Genomic DNA, 21,210 nt, shown 5'->3' with positions numbered 1-21,210 from the left:
TCATAACAACAGAATAACCAGCATGGCCCCGGAGCCCAGTCCCAGCGTGGTGTAGACCCTTCCCAGCCTCCGCTGCTCTTCTTCCGCCCCGGCGAGACATCGCCCCAGCTCCAGCACCGAATTCCGCAGGGCCCCGCTCTGTCCTTCCACGTCATATCTCCCCAATACTTCGCCCAACTCGAGCAGGATCTGACTTTCCCGTTCGTCCAGTAGGAGGTCAGGTTCGCCGTCCAGCGCCTCTCTCCATAGCTGGCCAAAGCTCTTTTCGCCCAGCTCCCAGAGGTGGTCCCTGCAGTGTGCGAACAGATAGGCCGCCGGCCCCTGTGACTGCCGTGCCAGCCGCTCCATCAGCTCCGGCATCGGCGTAAGGCGAAACGTAAGCTCCCTCTCCAGTTGACCCAGGGCCCCCACCAGGGAGCGCAGACTGGCCACTCTTGTCCGAAGCTGTGCCGCCGCGCCTAAGCCCAGACCTGCCGCGCCCGCCATCAGGAGGAGCGCTCCAATCCACCGGATCATCTCAACCCCTCCTCCAGCGGCACTACTCGGTAGTTCCGCCTGCCCCCGCGCAGCTCGATGAGAACCGCCTGGCGAAAGATACCGCCTGCCAGAAGCCGGCGGTACAGAGGACGCCGCCGCAGGTCGTCCGGCGTCCCCCCGTGCGCGCTGCACAAGAGGGCGACTCCACAGCCGGCTGCCTGCTCCAGCGCCTCCACATCCTCCGGCGCCGTGATCTCATCCGCCGCCAGGACCTGAGGGTTCATCCCGCGCAGCAGCATCATCAGACCTGCCGCCTTGGGGCACCCGTCCATCACATCCGTTCTTATCCCCACTTGTGTCATTGGGACGCCGTTATACATGGCGGCAAGCTCCCCACGCTCGTCGACCACCCCCACTCGAAGGGGCGGCCCTCCAACACCGTCGGAAATGCGGCGAATCAAATCCCGCAGGAGAGTCGTCTTCCCTCCGCCGGGCGGCGAGAGAAGGAGCGTACTCTGCAGGGTGCCTGCCTCCCACAACTGCGGCAAGACCTCAGCTCCCGCCCCCGGGACCTCCCGGGCGATCCGGATGGCAAGCGAAGAGATCTGTTTTACATTGCATACTTCTCCATCCTTCATCACCGCACTTCCACATAGACCCACCCGATATCCGCCCCGGACAGTAACAAAGCCGCTTTTTACCCGGTCCAATACCGTATGTGTCGACGCCTGACTGGCAACCTCCAGTACTCCCGTCAGATCGGCGGCGGTGATCGGGCATTGACCGCAGCCCGGTACCGTCCGTTCCCCCGTCGGATCTGCAACCATCGGCGGTCTGCCCGCCCGAAGCCGAAACTCTTCTGCTCTGGCCTTCTCTGCTGTCGAAAGCCTCTGCACCCCTTGTCTGAGTTCATGCGGTAGCAGCGCCGCCGCCTGTTCAAACCGCTCGACCGCATATGCCTCTTCCGGAGCCCGCACCTTTTCCAGCTCCCTTCTTCTGTGTGATGCTCCATTCTATGTGGGGTTGTCCATGTCTATGACGGCCGGAGAAAAATTTCCCTCACTAAATGGCATAGCCGCCGGAATCACAATGATTCCGGCGGCTATGCCAAGGCAGTAAATCTATCTATGTTCGTTGTATTCCCGCACCCACCGTACTAATGATGCAAACTATCTGCGTCGTTTAAATTGCCATTCACATATGCTCGACTCAAGCATACCAACAGGCTGTATCACAGCAATATGAATCAATACTAGCTTCGATAACAGACTGGTTGGGATCATTGGAAATCATGGCTATCGTTTCTGGCGGCGCTACGTTTGCTCTCTGACTCTCAGTGAGCATATTGCCGTTGTTATTGTAGGTGTAAATCTACTGGCGAGGCAGTTGGTCGGATTTTAATTTAATGCTCAACTTCTTGCACTGTATCTGGGCAAACGTTCCTGACTGTCCTCATGAAATAGACCACTCCTTTCCCCTGAAGTGAATCCAGTTCGTCTTATTTGCCTCTTTTTTTATCTGGCTGAGATAATTCAATATTTTATCCATATTTGCGTACTCTCCAATAGTATATAGTCTTACATCAATGCCATTGTTTTTGCAAACAGCTTCATTCAAATCAATTAGTATCCCCTCTCTCGCCTTATACAGCAACTGTTCATGTATCATTTGAGTATTATCCGGCAAAGGTAACTCTATGCATTTTGCCAGTCGACCGCATAGGATGTAGAGAAAGTCATCAATATTTTGTGCATATAGCTTCCAGTACCAACTATCATCATGGGATAAATATGCAAATCGATTTTGTAGTTGTGGAAAGAACGGTGAATGAAGCGGCTCAAACATATGGCCTAAGTAGAGCAGTTCCGAAATTTCCTGTGCCGTTAATTGATCCACTTGTTCTGAAGAACAATAGTCCACAAAACAAAAGTTCCCAAAACAATATGACTCTTGTTCCGCAATTTTTTTTATTGCAGCCTTTCCCTCAAATAGTGGAAAGCCTTTTTTATAGTTTGTTTCAGAAACTTCTACACAGGTATCTATTGCGATGTTTATTAAATTTTCTATTGGTTCAGGCAAATAACAAATAAAATCATCAAAGCTAAGTCCGGAACAGACAATTTCATTTTTTTCGGGCACTATTTTTACATATAATTCTTTTTTCCCATTTTTCATTTTTCTCTCCTCTTTATGGCACAGGGATGGGTACCGGAACCACTCCTGGAATAACTCCCGTTGTAGGACTTACAAACGGCAGAACAATCATTGTATTTGTAGGCATAGACGCTATTTCTGTATACGTTGCTTCATAGTAATAACCTTTTAAGTCTCGATTACTTGGATACGCCGATATAGAAATAGGGTTAGTACCCTCGTAAATCGTTACCTGCCTCCCATTAGGATACGTAATAAAATAATATCCGCTATCTGCCGCTATAATTTCAATTTTACTAATCCAATCTGCCTCTTTCTGCTCCCAATCCCAATTCTTTTGTTTCTTGAGTTCTTTAAGGACTCCTCGGGGTGGAGAACCCGGAGGATTTTTATGATGATCGTGTGGAGACCCATCTTCGTTTTGTATCCATTCCTTTCCGTCTTTTAAGATATGAACATGTCTCATGTATTCTTTTCCTGCTCCGCCCCTATCTATGCGTCCAGACCATCCCTTCCCTAGACTGAAACTAGAACCCAATGACAAAAATAGCATCTCGTCATCGGTATACATTACTCCATTGTCAATATATGTTCCTATAAAATCTCCTCCATGCAAAAAAACCGAATTCCCATCTAAAGTTACAGTTGCATATTTATATTCATTATTCCAAGATACGTTTCCACCTAACCCTTCAATTGTTGCTCGAACTGCAATTGGTTCAAGGCCATAAGTATCACAAAATGTCACCGGGTTATTATTACAATAAATATACCAATTTTCTCCATTTCTTACAATATCTTTGTTTACAAATCTCCCAATTTCCGGGTCATAATATCTGGCCCTGAGGTAGTAATTTTGAGTTTCCCTGTCCTGATATTCTCCGCAATAGCCAAAACCGCTCTTTACGATGCTGGAGTCCCTCACGCCAAATGCGTCATACCACTCCTGACCGCTAAATATGTACTCAAATTCGCTTGGGTCGGGTTTCCGCTGTACCGCCCCCTGATCCTCCCCTTCCAGTGCAGAATTAGCGGTATAATTGATCGCCCGGTGTGACGTCGTGACTACATTTCCGTGCGCATCATGAAAATAATATACCTCATCAAATTCATAATCAGTTAATTCTGCGATCAAATCCAGGCCATAGAAATACCGGGTATTTCCCTCCAGTACAAGCTCCCCGCCGCTCCACACATAAGAGACTGATCCCTTCCCGGTACGCAGTCCGTCGGGACCATAGGTGTAGCTGGTGCTCACCCCGTTCACAGTAGCGGAGGTCTGCCGGTTAAAGCCATCGTATCCATAGACGATACTGTTTGTCCCCTGACTCTCAGTAAGCGTATTGCCGTTGTTATCATAGGTGTACGCAGTCGTCTTTGTACTCCCGCCCGTGCTGTCCGTCATGCTCAGAAGTCGGTTGCCCGCGTCGTAGGTATAGCTCACGCTCCTAGTCCCCGTCGTAAGAGACGTGCGGTTGCCCCGCCGGTCGTATCCATACGCCTTCGAATACACCGTGCTGCTTCCTCGTGTTCTCGTCTCTTCTGTCAGACGCCCCATCCCGTCATAAGTATACTGGATCGTGTTCCCGCCGGACGACAGTGACGACTGATTTCCATCCAGCAGATAGGTATAATCGTATGTATACCCACCCACTATGGTGGTATTTGTGACTAGATTTGCGTTATTATAGCTATACGTCTGATATCCTTCATCCGGAATAATATCGGGATAACATACGCTGGTACAATTTCCATTCGCATCATAGCTGTACGTCGCCGACACAGAAGTGGCTGCCGTCCCTGTCGACGTCTTTCCAGTCATGGACAGCAGCTGGCCCAGCGCGTTGTATTCGTATGTCGCGTAATACTTGCTCGTTCCATTTTGCTTGATCGAAACGCCGGTGCACAGGTCCTGATAGTTGTATGTATACGTTTTGACCGTCGTCCCCGCCGTCTCCTGAATCATCCGGCCGCCTGAGTCGTATTTATATTGAATCGTCTGGCTCCCGCTGCTGGTGCTCGCCAACTGGCCCGTCTTGGAGAATGTATTTGTCAGTGTGCCCAGCGTCTGACCGCCGGACGTCTTTACTGTGATCCCCGTCGTATTCCCGCGCTCGTCATACGTATAGCTTGTGATGTTGCCATTGCGGTCCGTCCTGCTCCGCAACTGGCCGTTCTGATCGTAGCTTGACGTCTCCAGGCGATTCAGGGGATCCGTCATGGAGATCAGGTTTCCATAGCCGTCATACGAATACTTTGTTACACTGACCGGGGTCCCGCTTACTTGATCCAGGCCGCTGACCGTCAGAGGCGCGCTCTGTCCGGTATACACCCGCGCCAAATTCCCCGCCGCGTCGTAATAGTACTGCGTGTAGACCGATGTGGACCCGCTGGGATGCCTCGTCACCCGTACCAGATTCCCGCTGGAATCATATGCGTACTCCGTCGTCGACCAGCTCGCCGACGCGTTCAACTCTGCCGCGCCGTTCGACACCGCCCGCGTTGTGATATTCCCGCCTGCGTCATAGGTATACCGGGTCGAGGCATAGAGGGTCGTCCCGTCTATTACGGTGAACGGCGTTTTCTCCTCCAAAAGCCGCCCCAGCACGTCATAGCTGTACTGCGTCCTGCTGTTCTTCGGGTCCGTGCCGGAGCTCTGCCGCCCCAGCCAGTCATATTGATAGGCATATACCTTCCCGCCCGCATTTGTCACCGATGTTGGCTGGCCCGCATAATTATAGGCCGCCTGCTCCACCACTACGCCGCTGCTCCCCGTCGTAATATCCCGCTTCGTCTGAATGCGATTCCCCAGGTAATCATACAGGTATGTTTCCAGCGTTTCCGTGCTTCCGATGTACCTTCCCCGCTTGACTGTGTTGCCCATATTGTCGGTGTAGAACGTGTTTGTCATTGCCGGCGCAGACGAATCGCCCACTATCCTTTGCTCCGTCTTGCCCGCGCCGTCGGTATACGTGTAGCTCTCCTCGTAGGTTGCGGCTCCGCTTGCGTTCACCTTCCGGAGGGTTATAACACGGTCCAGCGTATCATAACGATATTTGGTGTGTGCGGAAGGGCCATATGTGCTGTATATGATCTCACTGATGGGGCGGTTGGACGAGTCATATTCCAGCTTTTTCAGCGCACGGTTCCCTGTCTCGTCATATACCTCTATCAGGTTCCCTGCTTTGTCGTATCGATACCGGAACGCCGTCCCCGCACGGTTCGTATAGGTAACTGTATTGGGCGTATCTGTACTGGTATGGGTATGAACGCTGTAATCATAGCTTTCCGTCGACCCGTTCGGGTAGGTGACGCAGGTGATCCGACCAAGCGGATCATAGTCGATCTCTATGCTGCTCCATTTACCATTTTTAACCAGTGTAAGCCGTCCCCGCCCGTCATACTGGAACGCCTCTGCAATCGTGCCGGCAGCGTAGCCAGGAGATCCCGCAGCCGTACCGCCTGTCACAGTTTTTACACCGGTGACCTTATGTTCCGTCAGATTCGCCGCGTTTCCATAGGCGTACAGATGATCCACATACCGCGTCGCGTCGATGTAGGTCCGCACGCGGCTCACTCGTCCATCCGTACCATAGGTATACCCCGTCTTTGACACCACCGTGCCGTTGGATTTTACTTCGCTGGAGGCAATGTTTTTTCCATCTGACGTAAGGGTATTTGTCTCTACGATCGTGGTCGAGCTGTTTTGCTGATATGTTTTCGTCAACGGTATGCTATAGGATGCATTATACGTGTAGGTTGTTGTTTGACCGTTCGGATATTTTTCTGTCAGTACATTGCCCTTATCATCATATGTGAAGTTATATTCCCTCAGCATATAAGACGTTGAACCACGTGTGTAGATCCGGTCGGACAGCTGGGTTGGCAAATTATCGTCATTATAGGTATATGCTGTCGTTTGCACCAGCGACGCCACGTCTGTCGGGAGGTCTGTATCTGTATTTACATCTTCAAACTGCGTATCCTGGTACGCTTTTCGTTCGTAATTTGTTTGAAGATGGTCCTTATCAAACGTATATGTTTCACAATTCTTCTTCCAAATACAAATCAGTTCATCGGGCGACGGATGGCGGTACATATTTGTGTAGACTACAGTTTGATACGTATAATTGGTGGTATACGGCGTTTCTATATTGCTGTAGTCGCCGTATTCGTACTGCTTAAAATTCCGCCTGACAGCAGTCTCATCGGCCTCTTCCCAGCCTTCATAGTAACTGGAAATTGCGCGTGTTTCGACATAACCAGCTATGCCGATTCTGGCATTTTTGGTTTCCGACGTAAAACTTTTTCTGCATCCGTTGGGGGTAATCTATATAGCTGATGCTCGCCTTTTTCCCTATTCCGTCATTGGTTGCACTCTGATCAATGAAACAGTTGTAATCGTAAGAGCCGATCCCACTGCTATAATACGTGTATTGTCCAAGCTCATCCTGTACGCCGACAAGATATCTGCCAGAGGAGATCTCGTAGCTGTAATAGTTGCGCACTATGTCCCCGTTTAGGCTCAGCGTCCAGCGCTTGTTGTATCTATGTTTCGTATCCTTAATTCCATCTACATAGCTTACAGACGCCACATTCTCCTCTTTAACTATAACAATATTCCCAAGCGTATCCGTAATCTTGATTTGCGATACAGCACTTTTACTTGCCGCGTTTTTATAAGTATACTCCAAGGTAATTGCATTCCCAAAACGGTCCACGATTGCGATGTTGCGTCCTTGGGCGTCAAAATATTCTACTGTTCCGTCCTTGTAAAACAGGGTGTATACTGCGCCGGAATACCCGTTGCTCTTTTTCTCAAGGCGAATATCTTTCAGGGTATAATTTTCAAAGTCTACTGTCGTCCCAACAACCGATTCTATATTGTGACGGGTTCCATCCCGCATGATGAGTCTTTGCTTTTGCTCCTCATACCCAGCGCTGTAGGTTTCAATGGTTGAAAAGCCGAGTCTCCATCCGTGCCCCATGCCAAATTCATTGATCAGATAATTATAGGTAAGTCCATAGTTAAAAAATGCAGCGCTAAAGGCAGGTTCAACCGGCCTGATCTCCGGTTCAATTACAATTATACAGCTGTCACCATAACGATCTCTTGCTGCGGCAACCCATGTTTCCTCGCTGTCCAACTGCATTTTATATGCGGCGGCAAGCTCGTAATCACACGCTATGAAACCTCTCTCACTGAGCACCAGGGAATTCAGACTCGAATCCGTAAATGTATATCGTGTTATATCAGATATTTCGGAATATATTGCTTCCTCATCCGCTCCATAATTCTCCCATAAATAACACCGGTAGCCCACTTCCACCGCAGTGCTGGTGCTGTCTGTGTCGAATTCGCCCATAGGAAGATACGCCCATGCGCTGTCGGGGTCAAATATTCTGTTGATTTCCAGGCTCAAGCCGTTTTTCCTGGGAAGTATCAAATCATTTTCTGAATATTTGAAGGAGCCTGTGTTAAGATTGATCGACACCTCGCCAATTGAGTCATAGCTAAACGGTTCGTCCAATATTTCTTCCGGCGTGTACCCTCCCCCTGCGTCCTGCACAGCGTTGGCAGGCAGTACTTTTTGTTCGTTCGTACTTCTGTAAAAATTGTTGCGCGCCTGTATATATGCGGTTCTCAACGATTCGACACTTTCGGTAGAACCCTCCAAAAATGTATCCAGCGTGATATAGGGGACCCCCATCAGCGCCGCAAGCGCTTTCCGGTCTTCTTCCTGACCGTCTTCAACAAATACTTCCTCTGTCTGTTCGCGATCCTCCACGATCTCAGTTTGCTTGTCACTAATAAGCTGCTGTATTGGCTTGTTCAAAATACCGCTCGATATATATGCCGCGAAAGCCTGGCTATTGGTATACCCACCGAATATTAGGTCTAGAATGTCGGATTTTTCCTCTGGCTTCAGGCTGTAATATTTTTGCGCAGTTAAGAACCCCTTTAATGACTTCTGGAGCGCTCCGAGATCTCCATGATAAAAAATGGCGCTGTCGATTTCTTCATATGTGTATCCAAATCCATCCTGGATCATCTGAATCTCTGGACGAATCTCATATATCTGCATGATTTCTGCCTGAAGCTCATACACAGGGTCAAGCTCTAGCGTGTTCGCTTTTGCATATGTGATCTGGCCAAAAAGACTTTTTACTTCGCCTGGCGTCAAACCGGTATTCTGCTCCAGATGGACAGACGCCGTTCGGCCTTTGTCGTCCAGAGAAATATCTGTACAGGCCAACAGCTCCTCAATATCCCTGTCTGCGGGAGCATCGATTCCAGTGTGAAAATAATCGGCGTTTGTTTCTGCATACGGTTCAATGAATACATCGTCTTGCAAAACTTCAGAATTGGAATAAGAGGGAACAACCGCCTCCACATACGGAAGCAACATGGATATTATGAGTGTACAGGATATTACGGTCTTGAACATTCTTTTTCTTGACATATTATCCTCTCCTTATCTTTTCTTGTACGCATACTAATTCCAACGCTGTGTTAAGGCTTTCTGAGGTCGGCATACATTGAGGAGATGCACTCTATGACACATCCATTATACCGCTGTTTTTTTGTTTATATCAACAATATTTTCCGGATTTCATTCGTATAATTTGTCATATATACACTTCAACTTTGCAAAAAGCCGTGTGCAGATTAATCTGCACACGGCCTGTTTGTAGGAATAAACTTGGGGTCCAACGCATCCCGCAGGCCGTCCCCCACCAGTTGAAGGCAGATAACGGACAAGACGATGAACAGCCCCGGTGGGAGCCATACCCAGGGTCTTCCGGTGAGGACCGCCAGGTTGGATGCGTGCTGCATCAGATTTCCCCAACTGGCCTGGGGGGGCCGGATACCCACGCCCAAAAAGCTCAGGCTGGACTCGGAGAGGATCGCCCTCCCCACCCGCTGGGCCAGGGCCGCCCAGACCGGGGCCACCGCATTGGGCAGCACGTTCCGGAACATGATAGTACGGCTCCTGGCCCCCAGTGCCTGTACCGCGATGATATACTCCTTTTCCCGGATCGCCAGCGCGTTCCCATACACCAGCCGGGCGATGGAAGTCCATCCCAAAAGTCCAATGACCAGAATGATATTGCACACGGACGGCCCTACGAGCGTCACCAGGCACAGGATCAGTACAATACTGGGAAAGGATTGGAACACATCTGCGCAGCGCATGATCCAGAACTCGCATTTCCCTCTGCAATAGCCCGCCAAGAGCCCCAAAGACACCCCCACCGCCATACTGATAGCTGCGGCGGAGAAGCCCACCAGCAGGGAAATGCGCCCGCCGCAAAGAAGCCTTGCGAAGACATCCCGCCCCACGTCGTCGGTCCCCAGCCAATGTTCCGCGGAAGGGGGCGCCCAGAAACCGGCGGCGCGGTCCGTCAAGTTGGGCTCCAGGCCCAGCAGGGGCGGCAGTAAAAGAACGCACAGGACCTCCGCTCCCAAAATGCACAGCGCTGCAACGGAGCGCCGGTCCCGGCACAGGCGCCCCAGCGCGCGTTTAAATTCCCTCATAGCGCACCCTCGGGTCTACCATACCATATACCAAATCCAGCAACAGATTGGTACACAGCACCGCCAGCGCAATGACCACGGTGACGCCCATGATCACATTATAGTCCCGACCGCTGATGGCGGAGAACATCAGACTTCCCATTCCGGGCCAGCCGAAGACCCGCTCCACTACCACGGAACCTCCAATGATGTGGGGGATATGGGTGAGAACGGTGGTGAGGACGGGAATGAGCGCCGTTCGAAATCCGTGGCGGAGCACCACCGCCGCTTCCTTCAGCCCCTTAGCCCTGGCGGTGGTAACATAATCCTCTCCCAGGACCTCCAGGCAGGCGCTGCGGGTCTGTTTCAGGATGCCTCCCACATTGCTCAGCCCGACAACGCCCGCCGGCAACAGCAGGTGCCGCAGCAAATCCGTAAGTGGGCCGGAGGAGCCGGAGGCGTACATACCGGAGGCCGGCAGCCATCTGAGCTTTACAGCAAAGAGGTAGATCGACACCAGTGCCAGGAAAAAGCCCGGGACGGCGGACCCTGCCACGGTGAAGAGATTGGAAAGGCGGTCCCAATGGGAACGCGGCTTCCAGGCCGACAGAATCCCCAACGGAATGGCCACCGCCACCGCCACCGCCACTCCGGTCCCTGTGAGAAGCAGTGATGGCCCAATGCGCTGCCCGATCAGGTGGGATACACTCTGCCCCAGATGGTAGGACTCTCCCAAATCCCCGCGGAAAAGCCCCGCCAGCCACAGTACATAACGGGCCAGCAGGGGCTTGTCCAGTCCAAGGGCGGCTTCCAGCGCGGCCTGTTCCTCTGCACTGGAAGCCCCCTCCCCCATCAGGTCGGTGACCGAGCCTGGGGCCAGATTCATAAAGAAAAAAACAACAAGGGTAATGCCAAAAAAGACGGGGACCGCGGTGATCAGCCGTCTGCGGATATAGTGCGCCATTCTGCTTCCTCCTGCACTTCCGGCCCCGCGCGGGGCACAGGCGGCCCCATAACAGGGGCCGCCCTACAGAGGTTATTTTTTATTCTTGTTTTTCCCACTCCCAGACATTCTCGTTGGAGAAGCTGGAGGAGGCGTAATCAATGCCGGACACCGTGGGCGACTGGGCATGAAGCGCTGTGCCGAACCACAGAGGTACAAAGGGCCGCTCTTGGGCCAGATAGTCCTCCAGAGCCTGCACCAGATCCTGCTTGGCATCCGGATCGGTCTCCATTTGAATGCGTTGGATATAGACGCCGTACTCAGACAGGTCGGACACATGAAAGATATTATTGTTTTCCGTCAGGCGGGTCCCCACAAACCACAGAGGGAGCGGGCCGGGCGTATGGCTTGCGATCCCCATGTCGTAGGTGCCGTCCGACATGCCGGCGAACATGGTGGCCGAATCCACCGTCTCAATGGAAATCGAAATCCCGGCATCGGCCAGATTCTGCTGCATCAGGGCGGCCAATCCGGCCCGGTTGGAGGTACAGGCCAGACGGTAGGTCCTCCCGTCATAGCCCGCCTCTTCCAGCAGCGCTTTGGCCGTCTCCACATCCCGACCGGCGGCGCTTCCCTCTCCCGCGTAGGGGCTGGTGGGCGGGATGCTGGAGTCCGTCACAGTACCCAGTCCGTTTGTGGAGTGCTGACACAACAGTTCCTTATCCAGCGCCAGCTCAACCGCACGGCGGATGCGGGCATCCGGAAGCGACGCCCCGTTGAGCATCAGCTCAAAAAAGGTGTTGGGTACCGTGCCGCGGAGTACGGTCAGCCCATTCTGCTCCGCCACCTGGGCGTCGTCTGCGGAGACGCTGCCGCCGAAAGCGTAGTAGTCCAAGTCTCCGGAAATCAGCGCCGTGAGAAGATTGGATTTATCCATCACGGTGATGACCAGGCGGTCAAACCCCGGCGTACCCAACGGATACTCCTTGTTTGCCTCCAGGATGAGCTGGCTGCCCGCCAGCTCAGAGACAAATTTACAGGGCCCGGAGCCCACCGGAGCCTTCCACAGGTCCAGGTCCATGAGGTCGGCGGAGGCGCCCCCCTCCAGGAGGTGGGTAGGCAAAACATAAAACTCCCGGTTTTTATCCAGCAAAAAGTCCTCCGGAGATGTGGGATTCTTGAAGGTGAGCTTCAGCGTATACGCATCCACAGCCTCCGCCGCCACAGAATGTTCCGAAAGCGCATAGCCGTTCTCGTCTGTGCCGGCAAGGACGGAAAAGTTATCCCGCCCCAGCATGGGACAATCCGGATCGGTCATCAGGCGGAAGGTCTCCACCCAGTTTTGCGCCGTCACAGGGGTCCCGTCATGGAAGGAAAACCGCTCATCCAGCGCGAACTCTATCCCGTATCCGTCGTCCACACTCTTCCAGCTCCTGGCTGCACGCGGGGACAGCGTGCCGTCGGCATGGACATAGGCCAGACGGTCATAGATCTTATCATAAATGATTCTGGCATAGTTGCTCCCCGACACACTGTTATAGGGCATCAGGGCATCCCAGGCGTTTGAGATCCCGTAGCGCACCACCACAGGATCGGCCGTGACCGTCCCAGTATCCTGCGGCGCCCCGTCGCTCCCGGCGGCACATCCCGCCAACAGCAGGGTAAAGGCCGCCGCCCATACAACAAACCGCTTTCTCATTCCACCGTCACCGACTTTGCTAGATTTCTGGGCTTATCGATATCACAGCCGCGCATCAGCGCCACATAGTAGGCAAAAAGCTGCATGGGCAGCACGTCCAGTGACGGGAGCAGCATAGGATGGGTGTCCGGCACCAAGATAGCGTGATCCACCGTCTTTTTCATCGCCTCTGCCCTGGACTCCACTGTAAGGCCCAGCACATCCGCCCCCCGGGATTTTACCTCCACCACATTGCTCATGAGTTTGTCAAAAAGCTGGGTACAACTGGCCAGAGCCACCACCAGCGTCCCCTGCTCAATAAGGGAGATGGTGCCGTGCTTCAGCTCGCCGGCCGCATAGGCCTCGGAGTGAATATAGGAGATCTCTTTGAGCTTCAAAGAGCCCTCCAGGCCGATGGCATAGTCGATGTTCCTGCCGATAAAGAAAATGGATTCGTGGTTAAAATAGATGGAGGCATAGTACTGGATGGCCTCCCGGTTTTCCAGGATGTGCTCCATCTTGGTGGGAATAGTCAGGAGTTCGGATACGATATGATCGTATATCTCCCCGCTGATGGTACCCAGCAACTCGGCAAAGCGGAGTGCAATCAGATAGATGACCGCCAACTGTGTGGAGTATGCCTTTGTGGTAGCTACGGCGATCTCCGGCCCCGCCCAGGTATAGAGCACATCGTCGGACTCGCGGGCAATGGAAGAACCGACCACGTTGACGATGGAAAGTATCCGGGCGCCCAGACGTTTGGCCTCCCGGAGCGCGGCCAGCGTATCGATGGTCTCACCGGACTGACTGATGACAATGCAGAGCGTCTTCTCCGTCACCAACGGATCACAGTAGCGGAACTCGGAGGCCAGGCTCACCTCCACCGGTTTGCGGAGCAGCTTTTCCAGGATATACTTGGCCACCATGCCGACATGATAGGAGGACCCGCAGGCGATAATGTAGATCTTATCCGTCTCCCTCAGATAGTCTCCGTCCAGGTTCAGGTCGTCCAGCACCACTCTGCCGTCCTGGATGCGCGGAAATACCGTATCTCGAAAGGCCTTTGGCTGCTCCATAATCTCCTTTGCCATGAAGTGCTCGTATCCGCCCTTTTCCGCGGCGGACACCTCCCAGTCCACATGGTATTTCTCTTTTTCCACCGGCTGAAGATAAGGGTGGTTAAAAACCCGGATACCGTCTCTGGTGAGAACGGCGATCTCGCCGTCCTCCAGATAGCACACCTCCCGGGTATACTTGATGACAGCGGTCACATCGGAGGCCAAAAAGTTGAACCCCTCGCCGTACCCTAGGATCAGCGGACTGTCCTTTCGGGCGGCGATCAGTTGATCCGGGCAGTCGGCGCAGATGATCCCCAGCGCATAAGCCCCCTCAATCCGGTGGAGGACCTTTGTGACCGCCTCCATGATGTTCCCACGGTAATAGTACTCCAGGAGCTGGGCCACTACCTCGGTATCGGTCTGGGAGACGAAGCCCACGCCTTTCGACTCCAGGAATTCCTTAATCTGTACATAGTTTTCAATGATGCCGTTGTGGACCACGGCGATGCGTCCTGAAGCACTGACCTGGGGATGGGAATTTACGTCTGAGGGCTCCCCGTGGGTAGCCCAGCGGGTATGTCCCAGCCCCACGGTCCCATGGATGTTCTTACCGCCCTCCACCAAGTCCGCCAGTACCCGGAGACGCCCCTTTGCCTTTACCACGCGGAGGCCGTCATCCTGTGAATAGACTGCCAGTCCCGCGGAATCATACCCCCGGTACTCCAACCGCTCCAGGCCGTCAAGCAGGATCGGCGCCGCCTCTTCCGCGCCGATATATCCGACAATACCACACATAGCTTTATTCCCTCCGTTTTTCAGAGTCAACGGGTGATGTTGTGAACTGATGTATTATATCATTCCAGAACGGCCCCCACAACAAAAAATTTGAGAGGGGCGGCCTCAAACCAAGCCGCCCTCTCCCACGCATATACCGGCGTTCTTCACATCTGGCCGCTCAGGGCCTGGTCGAAATGCTCGTTGATCTGCTGAGTAAACGCCTGCGCCGCATTATACCCCATTTTTTTGTGGCGGTTGTTCATCGCCGCCACCTCCACGATAATCGCCAGATTTCTTCCCGGCTTGACAGGCACCGTAAGGGCAGGCACCTTTACATCCAGGATCACCGTATAGAGCTCCTCCAGACCAAGGCGGTCATACATCGTGTTGTCGTTCCACTGCTCCAGATTGACCACCAGATCGATATCCTGGTCCTCACGCACGGCAGACATACCGAAGAGCTGCTGCACATCCACAACGCCGATGCCTCGCAGCTCGATGTAATGGCGAATCAGTTCAGGCGCCGAGCCCACCAGCCGCTTGACGCCCACCCGCTTGATCTCCACCGCATCGTCCGCCACCAAGCGGTGGCCGCGCTTTACCAGCTCGATTGCCGTCTCGCTTTTCCCCACGCCCGATTCGCCCAGCAGTAGGACTCCCTCGCCGTAGACCTCCACCAGCACACCGTGGCGTGTGATGCGCGGAGCCAGGTAGTTGCGCAGCGCCGCGATCAGCGCGCCCATAAAGGCCGTGGTCGTCTCCTGCGTGCGGAGAATAGTACGGTTATACTTCTCAGCCATCTCCATGCACTCCGGAAAAGGCTCCATCCCGCGGGTGATGACCAGAGCGGGGATGTCATGGGCCAGGAGTTCGTCAAAGCTCTTGAGGCGCTCTTCCGGAGAGAGCTGGGCCAGATAAGTACTCTCCACTCTGCCCAAAAGCTGCATCCGTTTGGCGTCGAAGTAGTCAAAAAAACCCACCAATTGAAGGCCCGGCCTGTTCACGTCCTCCCGCTGGATCAGGACCTCCCGGTATCCCTCTGCACCCCGCAGCACATCCAGCTCAAAGTCCTCAATCAGTTTTCCCAGTTTGACGGAATAGTGGCTGTCCACATCCATCACCCCTCACACATTCAATGTCACGCTTAAGTATAACCGAATCTCCCAGATTTCGCAACTTCAATTCAAGCCATCCTATAAAAATAGAAAAAGAATGAAAATACTACTTGCATTTTTTCGCTCAATCTGGTATTATATCATTCGATGCTTTGTGATAAGCTGATACTTTGACCAGCGAGGAGGTTGAAGGAAATATGGCCAAATGCGAGTTTTGCGACAAGGGTGTTGTATTCGGCATTCAGGTGTCCCACTCCCACCGTCGTTCCAACCGTCCCTGGAAGCCCAATGTGAAGCGCGTCAAGGCGATCGTCAACGGCACGCCCAAGCACGTGTACGTTTGCACCCGCTGCCTCCGTTCGGGTAAGGTCACCCGCGCTGTGTGAGTGATACTTGAAAAACTCCGCACCAGTTGGTGCGGAGTTTTTTTATGTCTGCCGGGAAGTAGCTTTAATTGTTAGTAAAGGAGCAGGACATCTTCACGGGGCACGCCCAACTCCTGCGGGAATCCCTTTTTCCCATCCCATCCGGGCCGGCTCCACCAGAGCTCCCCTTCCGTTTCCGCCTGACCCTCATACCGAAAACACATTTGCGTCTCAAACGGCAGCTCCATATGTCCGGTAAAGCTCACCGGGAAGCGATTCTCCGGGCATGTGTGGGAAAAAGCGCCGGCCCGCACCCCGACGGCCCGCACCCCCTCTTTCACCGGTCGCGCTGTGGCCAGGCGGATCCCCCACCCTGGGATTTCCACTTCATAGGCCCCCACCCTTCGGGCGGCCGAGGATATGTTCCGGCATCCGGTCAGGCGGGCTGCCGGGACGCTCCCCGGGTCCAGAAAAAGCAGCTCGGTTTCCCGGACGCCCAGGATGCGCCCCCCATCCACCACCGCCGCTTTTTCACATATATGATAGGCCTCATCCTGGTTGTGCGTCACCAGCAGAATATCTCCATCAAAGGCGTCCAGCAGTTTCTTCATCTGGATTTGCAGTTGATCCCGCAGATGTTCATCCAGGGCGGAGAAGGGCTCGTCCAGCATCAGAAGCTCCGGCCTGCTCACCAGTATGCGGGCCAGCGCCGTCCGCTGCTGCTGCCCACCCGAGAGCTGGTCAGGCCGCTGCTCCTCGAGCCCTTGCAGGTGCAACAACTCCACCACCCGGCGGAACTCCGCCGCGCGGCGGGCACGATCCCGCTCCCAGCGTATTCCGCACAGAATATTTTGCCGCACAGTCATATTGGGGAAGAGCGCATAGTTTTGAAAGAGATATCCGACCCGTCGTTTCTGCGGCGGCAGGTTGATCCGCCGCTCTGAGTCGAAAAGCGTAACGCCGTTGAGCAGGATCTTTCCCCGGTCCGGCCGCTCGATCCCCGCGATACATTTCAGGGTAAGGCTCTTCCCGCTTCCGGAGGCGCCAAGCAGTCCCAGTGTTCCGCCGTCAGCGCGGAAGGCGGCATCCAGGGAAAAACGCCCCAGTTGCTTGTGAATGTCCACCGTAAGGCTCATGGCGCCGTCCCCCTTCTGTTTCTCCGCTCCAGCAGATTGACCGCGAGCAACACAACCGCGCTGATAGTCAGATTCACCATCACCCATCGAAAAGCGCCGCTCTCGTCATTGGTGCGCCAGAGCTGATAGACCGTGGTGGATATGGTGGCCGTCTTTCCGGGCGTATAGCCGACGAGCATGCTCGTCGCTCCATACTCTCCCAGCGCTCTCGCGAAGGCCAGCACAGCCCCCGCCAGGATGCCCTGACGGCACACCGGCATGCGGATGCGCCAAAAAATATAGGAATTGCTGAGCCCCAGGGTCTTCCCCGCGTAAGCCAGCGTCTCGTCGAAGCTCTCAAAGGCGCCCCGGGCGGTGCGGTACATGAGAGGAAACGCCACCACCGCAGCGGCCAGCACGCCGCCGTACCAGGTCATGACAAACTTGAAGCCGAATTGCGCCAGAAAAATCCCGAGGGGCCGTCGGTTTCCAAAGAGCAGCAACAGAAAGTAGCCGCACACCGTCGGCGGCAGTACCAGCGGCAGGGTGAGGACTACGTCCAGCAGCCCTTTCAGCGCCCGGGGAAGCCGGGCCACGTAATAGGCTGCGGCGATCCCCGCAAAAAAGACGATCACGCTGCTGATGGCCGCAATGCGCAGCGAGTTCCAAAGGGGATACCAGTCCATGCTGTCAGGGGGCCGAGAAGCCCACGCTCTCAAAGACCGCCATGGCCTCACTTCCCGTCAGATAGTCCAGGAATGCCTGGGCTGCCTCGGCATGGGCGCTGCCTTTGAGAACGGCCGCCGGATAAATGACCTGTCCGCACATCTCCGCCGTGGCCCAATCCACTACGGTGAGTCCGGCGCTGAAGGCGTCTGTACAATAGACCACACCGCAGTCCACGCTCTGCTCAGAGACCTGTGTGGTGACCTCTTTCACATTGGTGCCGTAGCTGAGAACGCCGGAGGGGGCCAGTGCGTCCTCGTCCAGACCGTAGTAGCGCAGGATCTTTTGGGTGTACTGGCCCACAGGCACATCGCTGTTCCCCATCGCCATCAGGATCGATCCGTCGGAGAGCCCGGCGGCCATATCGTCAAAGCTCTGAATATCCTTGGGATTCCCATCAGGGACCACCAGGACTACGCGGTTCTCCAGCAGATCCACACGGCTGTCCGTGTCCACAAAGTCCAGCCCCTCGGTGTTCACCTCGGGGGAGGACGCGATATCCATCTGATCCATCTGTTTCTGACCCGCTGAGATGAAGAGATCACAGTCCGCCCCTTCCTGTATCTGTGTCTTCAGAGTGCCGGATGAGTCAAAGTTGAAGGTCAGGGTCACATTGGGGGCTGCCTCTGCATAGAGCTCTGCAATCTCCTGGAGCGTCTCCGTCATGGAGGCTGCGGCATACACAATGAGTTCGATAGAGGCGTCTGAGGGGTCCGCCGGCGCAGGCGTATCCGCCTGGGACCCGGAGGTGCCTCCGCAGGCGGCAAGGGATAGGGTCAGCATCAGCGCCAGGGCAAGGGAGCACAGCTTTTTCATGAGTAACGCCTCTTTTCTCTTGATTTCATGGATCACGCGCCTGCTGCGCGTCGGTCGATCTGGTTCAGACCTCCGACCGGTTCACGCCACAGTCCCCGGCCTCTCCCCGGAGTACCTCCAGACCATGGGGCAGCACCTCCAGAAAACAGTCCAGGCTCTCTTCCACGGCCTTGACGCTCCCCGGCAGATTGACGATCAGCGTCCCGCCCCGCAGTACAGACACGCCGCGGGACAGCATAGCCCTGGGCGTAATGGAAAGGGAGTGGGCGCGGATGGCCTCTGCTATGCCGGGCGCCTGCCGCTCGGCCACAGCCAGGGTGGCCTCCGGCGTCACATCCCGGGGGCTGAAGCCCGTTCCGCCGGTGGTGAGGATGAGGTACGGCTGCCGCTGATCGCAGAGCCGGATGAGCTGACTTCGCAGCGGTTCCAACCCATCCGGGAGAAGCAGCCGCTCGACGATCTCATAGCCGGATGCCTCCAGGCGGGCGGCTATAGCCGGGCCGGAGCGATCCTCCCGTCTCCCCGCCGCTCCCTGGTCCGAAAGGGTGATCACCGCCGCCCGATAGGGCCGGCCGCCGACGCGCGGCTCCACCGTCAGCACATCTCCCTCTGCGAGGTCGCCGCCTTCCACCACGCGGGCAAATACCCCTTCCCTGGGCATGATGCACGCCCCCATCCGCTGGTAAACGGCGCAGTGGCTGTGGCATTCCTTTCCAATCTGTGTGAGCTCCAGCAGAACCTGGCCGCAGCGCAGCCGAGTTCCCACCGGAAGGGCCCGCAGATCCACCCCTTCCACCACTAAGTTCTCGCCAAAGGCGCCGTATTCCACTCCGGCCCCCCGCTCGTTAAACGCCTTGATTTTCTCCGCGCTCAGCAGACTGACCTGCCGGTGCCAGTCTCCGCCGTGGGCGTCGCCCACAAGCCCCCACTCCGGGGTGAACCGGCCGGAACCAACGCGTCTTTTCTCCGTGCCCCTGGCGGGGCTGGAGCAGACCGCAAGAATCCTTCCCATCCGTCATCCTCCAATTTCATGCATACCCCGTGCCTCAGTCACGGCGCCAGCCCTGCCGAAGCCGTGGGAAACCGGCTTTTGCAGGATACAGCAGGCCATCGCTTCCCGGAGCGCCCGGTCCGTCCCGCCGTTGCGCAGCAAGGTCCGGAGATCCGTCCCGCCGCCGTAGCAGAGGCAGGGCTTGAGTTCCCCCGTGCTGGTGAGCCTCACTCGATTGCAGCTGCTGCAAAAGGCCCGGCTCACCGCGCTGATCAGCCCCACCCGCGCCCGGAGGCCGGTGCTGCCGTAATACCGGGCGGGGCCGTTCCCTCTACGCTCCCCCGTGGGCTCCAAGTCAGACCAGCGCGTCCGCAGACGCTCCAGCGCCTCAGAGGCGGTGAGACCTTCCCGGCCCTTCCCCGCGCCAATCGGCATGAGCTCAATAAAGCGAATATCGGCAGGTATCGTATCCGCCGCCGCCGTCAATTCCACAATTCCCTCTACCGTTTCCGGAAGCAGGACCGCATTGAGCTTTGTATGGATCCCTATCGCGGCGGAGGCCTCCGCCGCGCGCCATACCAGGGCGGCGGTGCCGGGTGGCGCACCGGTGAGACTGCTGTAAAGGCCGTCGTCCAGCGTATCCAGGCTTACATTGATCCCGTCCACCCCCGCCGTCCTGAGCGCCTCCATATGGTCAGACAACAGGATTCCGTTGGTCGTCAGCGTGACCTGCTCCACGCCCCGCAGTTTTTTGAGTTCGGACAAAAAGTCCACACAGTCCCGGCGGACCAGCGGCTCGCCTCCGGTCACCTTGAACGCATGGATACCCAGCCCCACGGCCAGGCTGCACAGGCGCAAAAGCTCCTCATACCGCAGCACCTCGGTATGCTCCACACTGGGGACTCCGCTGGGCATGCAATACCGGCACCGCAGGTTGCAGCGGTCCGTAACAGAGACCCGAAGGTAATCGATCTCCCTCCCCAGCCGATCCCTCATGGCGCGCTGCTGAAGAGAAAGCGCCCGCTCTTGCCGCCCTCCTTCTCCACAAGATGGATGTCCCCCAGTACCATGCGCTTATCAATAGCCTTACACATATCGTAGATGGTGAGCAGGGCCACCGTTACCCCGGTCAGCGCCTCCATCTCCACCCCCGTCTTTCCGTCGCACTGTACGGTACAGACCGCCTCGATCTCGCTGCTTTCCGGGTGGAGGAAAAATTTCAGGCCGCTTGCAGTCAGTCCCAGGCCGTGGCACAGCGGGATGAGTCTGGAGGTCTCCTTCGTGGCCATGATGCCGGCCACCTGCGCCACCCCCAGCACATCTCCCTTGCGGGCCGTCTTGTCCCGCACCGCGGCGAAAGCCTCCTCGTTCATGCGGATGGATCCGGCGGCCACAGCCCGGCGATGGGTGGCCGCTTTCTCCGTCACATCCACCATCACGGCGTTCCCGTCGGCGTCAATATGGGAAAAACACATG

17 protein-coding genes are annotated in these 21,210 nt (G+C 55.4%); 1 reads left to right on the top strand and 16 read right to left on the bottom strand.

The window, feature by feature from the left end; genetic code table 11:
• From SRB521_RS08015 to hprK, 10 genes are all read right to left on the bottom strand, one after another.
• Complete coding sequence (locus SRB521_RS08015) at positions 1 to 516, bottom strand: stage III sporulation protein AB (protein WP_075703895.1); 516 nt, start codon at positions 514 to 516, stop codon at positions 1 to 3.
• Complete coding sequence (locus SRB521_RS08010; protein ID WP_075703896.1) at positions 513 to 1,454, bottom strand: stage III sporulation protein AB; 942 nt, start codon at positions 1,452 to 1,454, stop codon at positions 513 to 515. The genes SRB521_RS08015 and SRB521_RS08010 overlap by 4 nt, the downstream gene beginning before the upstream one ends.
• Before the next feature lie 475 nt (positions 1,455 to 1,929).
• Positions 1,930 to 2,652: a hypothetical protein gene (locus SRB521_RS08005; protein ID WP_116721656.1), complete on the bottom strand. Its 723-nt coding sequence runs from the start codon at positions 2,650 to 2,652 to the stop codon at positions 1,930 to 1,932.
• Positions 2,653 to 2,665: 13 nt separating this feature from the next.
• Positions 2,666 to 6,730 carry an RHS repeat-associated core domain-containing protein gene (locus SRB521_RS08000; RefSeq protein ID WP_116721655.1) on the bottom strand — a complete coding sequence of 1,355 codons (4,065 nt, stop codon included), beginning with the start codon at positions 6,728 to 6,730 and terminating at the stop codon, positions 2,666 to 2,668.
• Positions 6,731 to 6,857: 127 nt separating this feature from the next.
• Positions 6,858 to 9,095, bottom strand: a complete 2,238-nt coding sequence (locus tag SRB521_RS07995; RefSeq protein WP_116721654.1) for a hypothetical protein — start codon at positions 9,093 to 9,095, stop codon at positions 6,858 to 6,860.
• Between the two features lie 206 nt (positions 9,096 to 9,301).
• A complete protein-coding gene (locus tag SRB521_RS07990; protein ID WP_075703900.1) occupies positions 9,302 to 10,171 on the bottom strand; it encodes an ABC transporter permease in 870 nt (289 codons plus the stop codon).
• Positions 10,158 to 11,114 carry an ABC transporter permease gene (locus tag SRB521_RS07985; RefSeq protein ID WP_033116641.1) on the bottom strand — a complete coding sequence of 319 codons (957 nt, stop codon included), beginning with the start codon at positions 11,112 to 11,114 and terminating at the stop codon, positions 10,158 to 10,160. Before SRB521_RS07985 ends, SRB521_RS07990 begins: the two co-directional genes overlap by 14 nt.
• 79 nt (positions 11,115 to 11,193) lie before the next feature.
• A complete protein-coding gene (locus SRB521_RS07980; protein WP_116721653.1) occupies positions 11,194 to 12,792 on the bottom strand; it encodes an ABC transporter substrate-binding protein in 1,599 nt (532 codons plus the stop codon).
• On the bottom strand, positions 12,789 to 14,624 hold the full coding sequence (gene glmS, locus SRB521_RS07975; protein WP_075703903.1) for a glutamine--fructose-6-phosphate transaminase (isomerizing): 1,836 nt from the start codon (positions 14,622 to 14,624) through the stop codon (positions 12,789 to 12,791). The genes SRB521_RS07980 and glmS overlap by 4 nt, the downstream gene beginning before the upstream one ends.
• A 146-nt stretch (positions 14,625 to 14,770) precedes the next feature.
• A complete protein-coding gene (gene hprK / locus SRB521_RS07970) occupies positions 14,771 to 15,718 on the bottom strand; it encodes an HPr(Ser) kinase/phosphatase (protein WP_033116749.1) in 948 nt (315 codons plus the stop codon).
• Between the two features lie 200 nt (positions 15,719 to 15,918).
• On the opposite strand from hprK, the gene rpmB reads away from it, so the two are divergent.
• Positions 15,919 to 16,107, top strand: a complete 189-nt coding sequence (gene rpmB / locus SRB521_RS07965; RefSeq protein WP_033116638.1) for a 50S ribosomal protein L28 — start codon at positions 15,919 to 15,921, stop codon at positions 16,105 to 16,107.
• 71 nt (positions 16,108 to 16,178) lie between these two features.
• On the opposite strand, the gene SRB521_RS07960 is transcribed toward rpmB, so the two are convergent.
• The 6 genes from SRB521_RS07960 to moaC form a co-directional block, all read right to left on the bottom strand.
• Complete coding sequence (locus SRB521_RS07960) at positions 16,179 to 17,222, bottom strand: sulfate/molybdate ABC transporter ATP-binding protein (RefSeq protein ID WP_075703904.1); 1,044 nt, start codon at positions 17,220 to 17,222, stop codon at positions 16,179 to 16,181.
• The gene (gene modB, locus SRB521_RS07955; RefSeq protein WP_075703905.1) at positions 17,219 to 17,887 is read right to left on the bottom strand and encodes a molybdate ABC transporter permease subunit; all 669 of its coding nucleotides are present in this window, start codon (positions 17,885 to 17,887) and stop codon (positions 17,219 to 17,221) included. The genes SRB521_RS07960 and modB overlap by 4 nt, the downstream gene beginning before the upstream one ends.
• 4 nt (positions 17,888 to 17,891) lie before the next feature.
• On the bottom strand, positions 17,892 to 18,743 hold the full coding sequence (modA, locus tag SRB521_RS07950; protein ID WP_075703906.1) for a molybdate ABC transporter substrate-binding protein: 852 nt from the start codon (positions 18,741 to 18,743) through the stop codon (positions 17,892 to 17,894).
• A 64-nt stretch (positions 18,744 to 18,807) separates the two neighbouring features.
• Positions 18,808 to 19,755, bottom strand: coding sequence for an MOSC domain-containing protein (locus tag SRB521_RS07945; protein ID WP_116721652.1), 948 nt, complete (start codon positions 19,753 to 19,755; stop codon positions 18,808 to 18,810).
• Positions 19,756 to 19,758: 3 nt separating this feature from the next.
• Entirely contained in the window at positions 19,759 to 20,730 is a 972-nt protein-coding gene (gene moaA, locus SRB521_RS07940) for a GTP 3',8-cyclase MoaA (RefSeq protein WP_116721651.1), read from the bottom strand.
• Entirely contained in the window at positions 20,727 to 21,209 is a 483-nt protein-coding gene (moaC, locus tag SRB521_RS07935) for a cyclic pyranopterin monophosphate synthase MoaC (protein ID WP_075703909.1), read from the bottom strand. Before moaC ends, moaA begins: the two co-directional genes overlap by 4 nt.
• Position 21,210: the final 1 nt, after the last annotated feature.

The organism is Intestinimonas butyriciproducens (assembly GCF_004154955.1).
GTDB lineage: Bacteria > Bacillota > Clostridia > Oscillospirales > Oscillospiraceae > Intestinimonas > Intestinimonas butyriciproducens.
The sequence above is the reverse complement of the archived record's forward strand: the minus strand, read 5'-3'. Positions and strand labels throughout refer to the sequence as shown.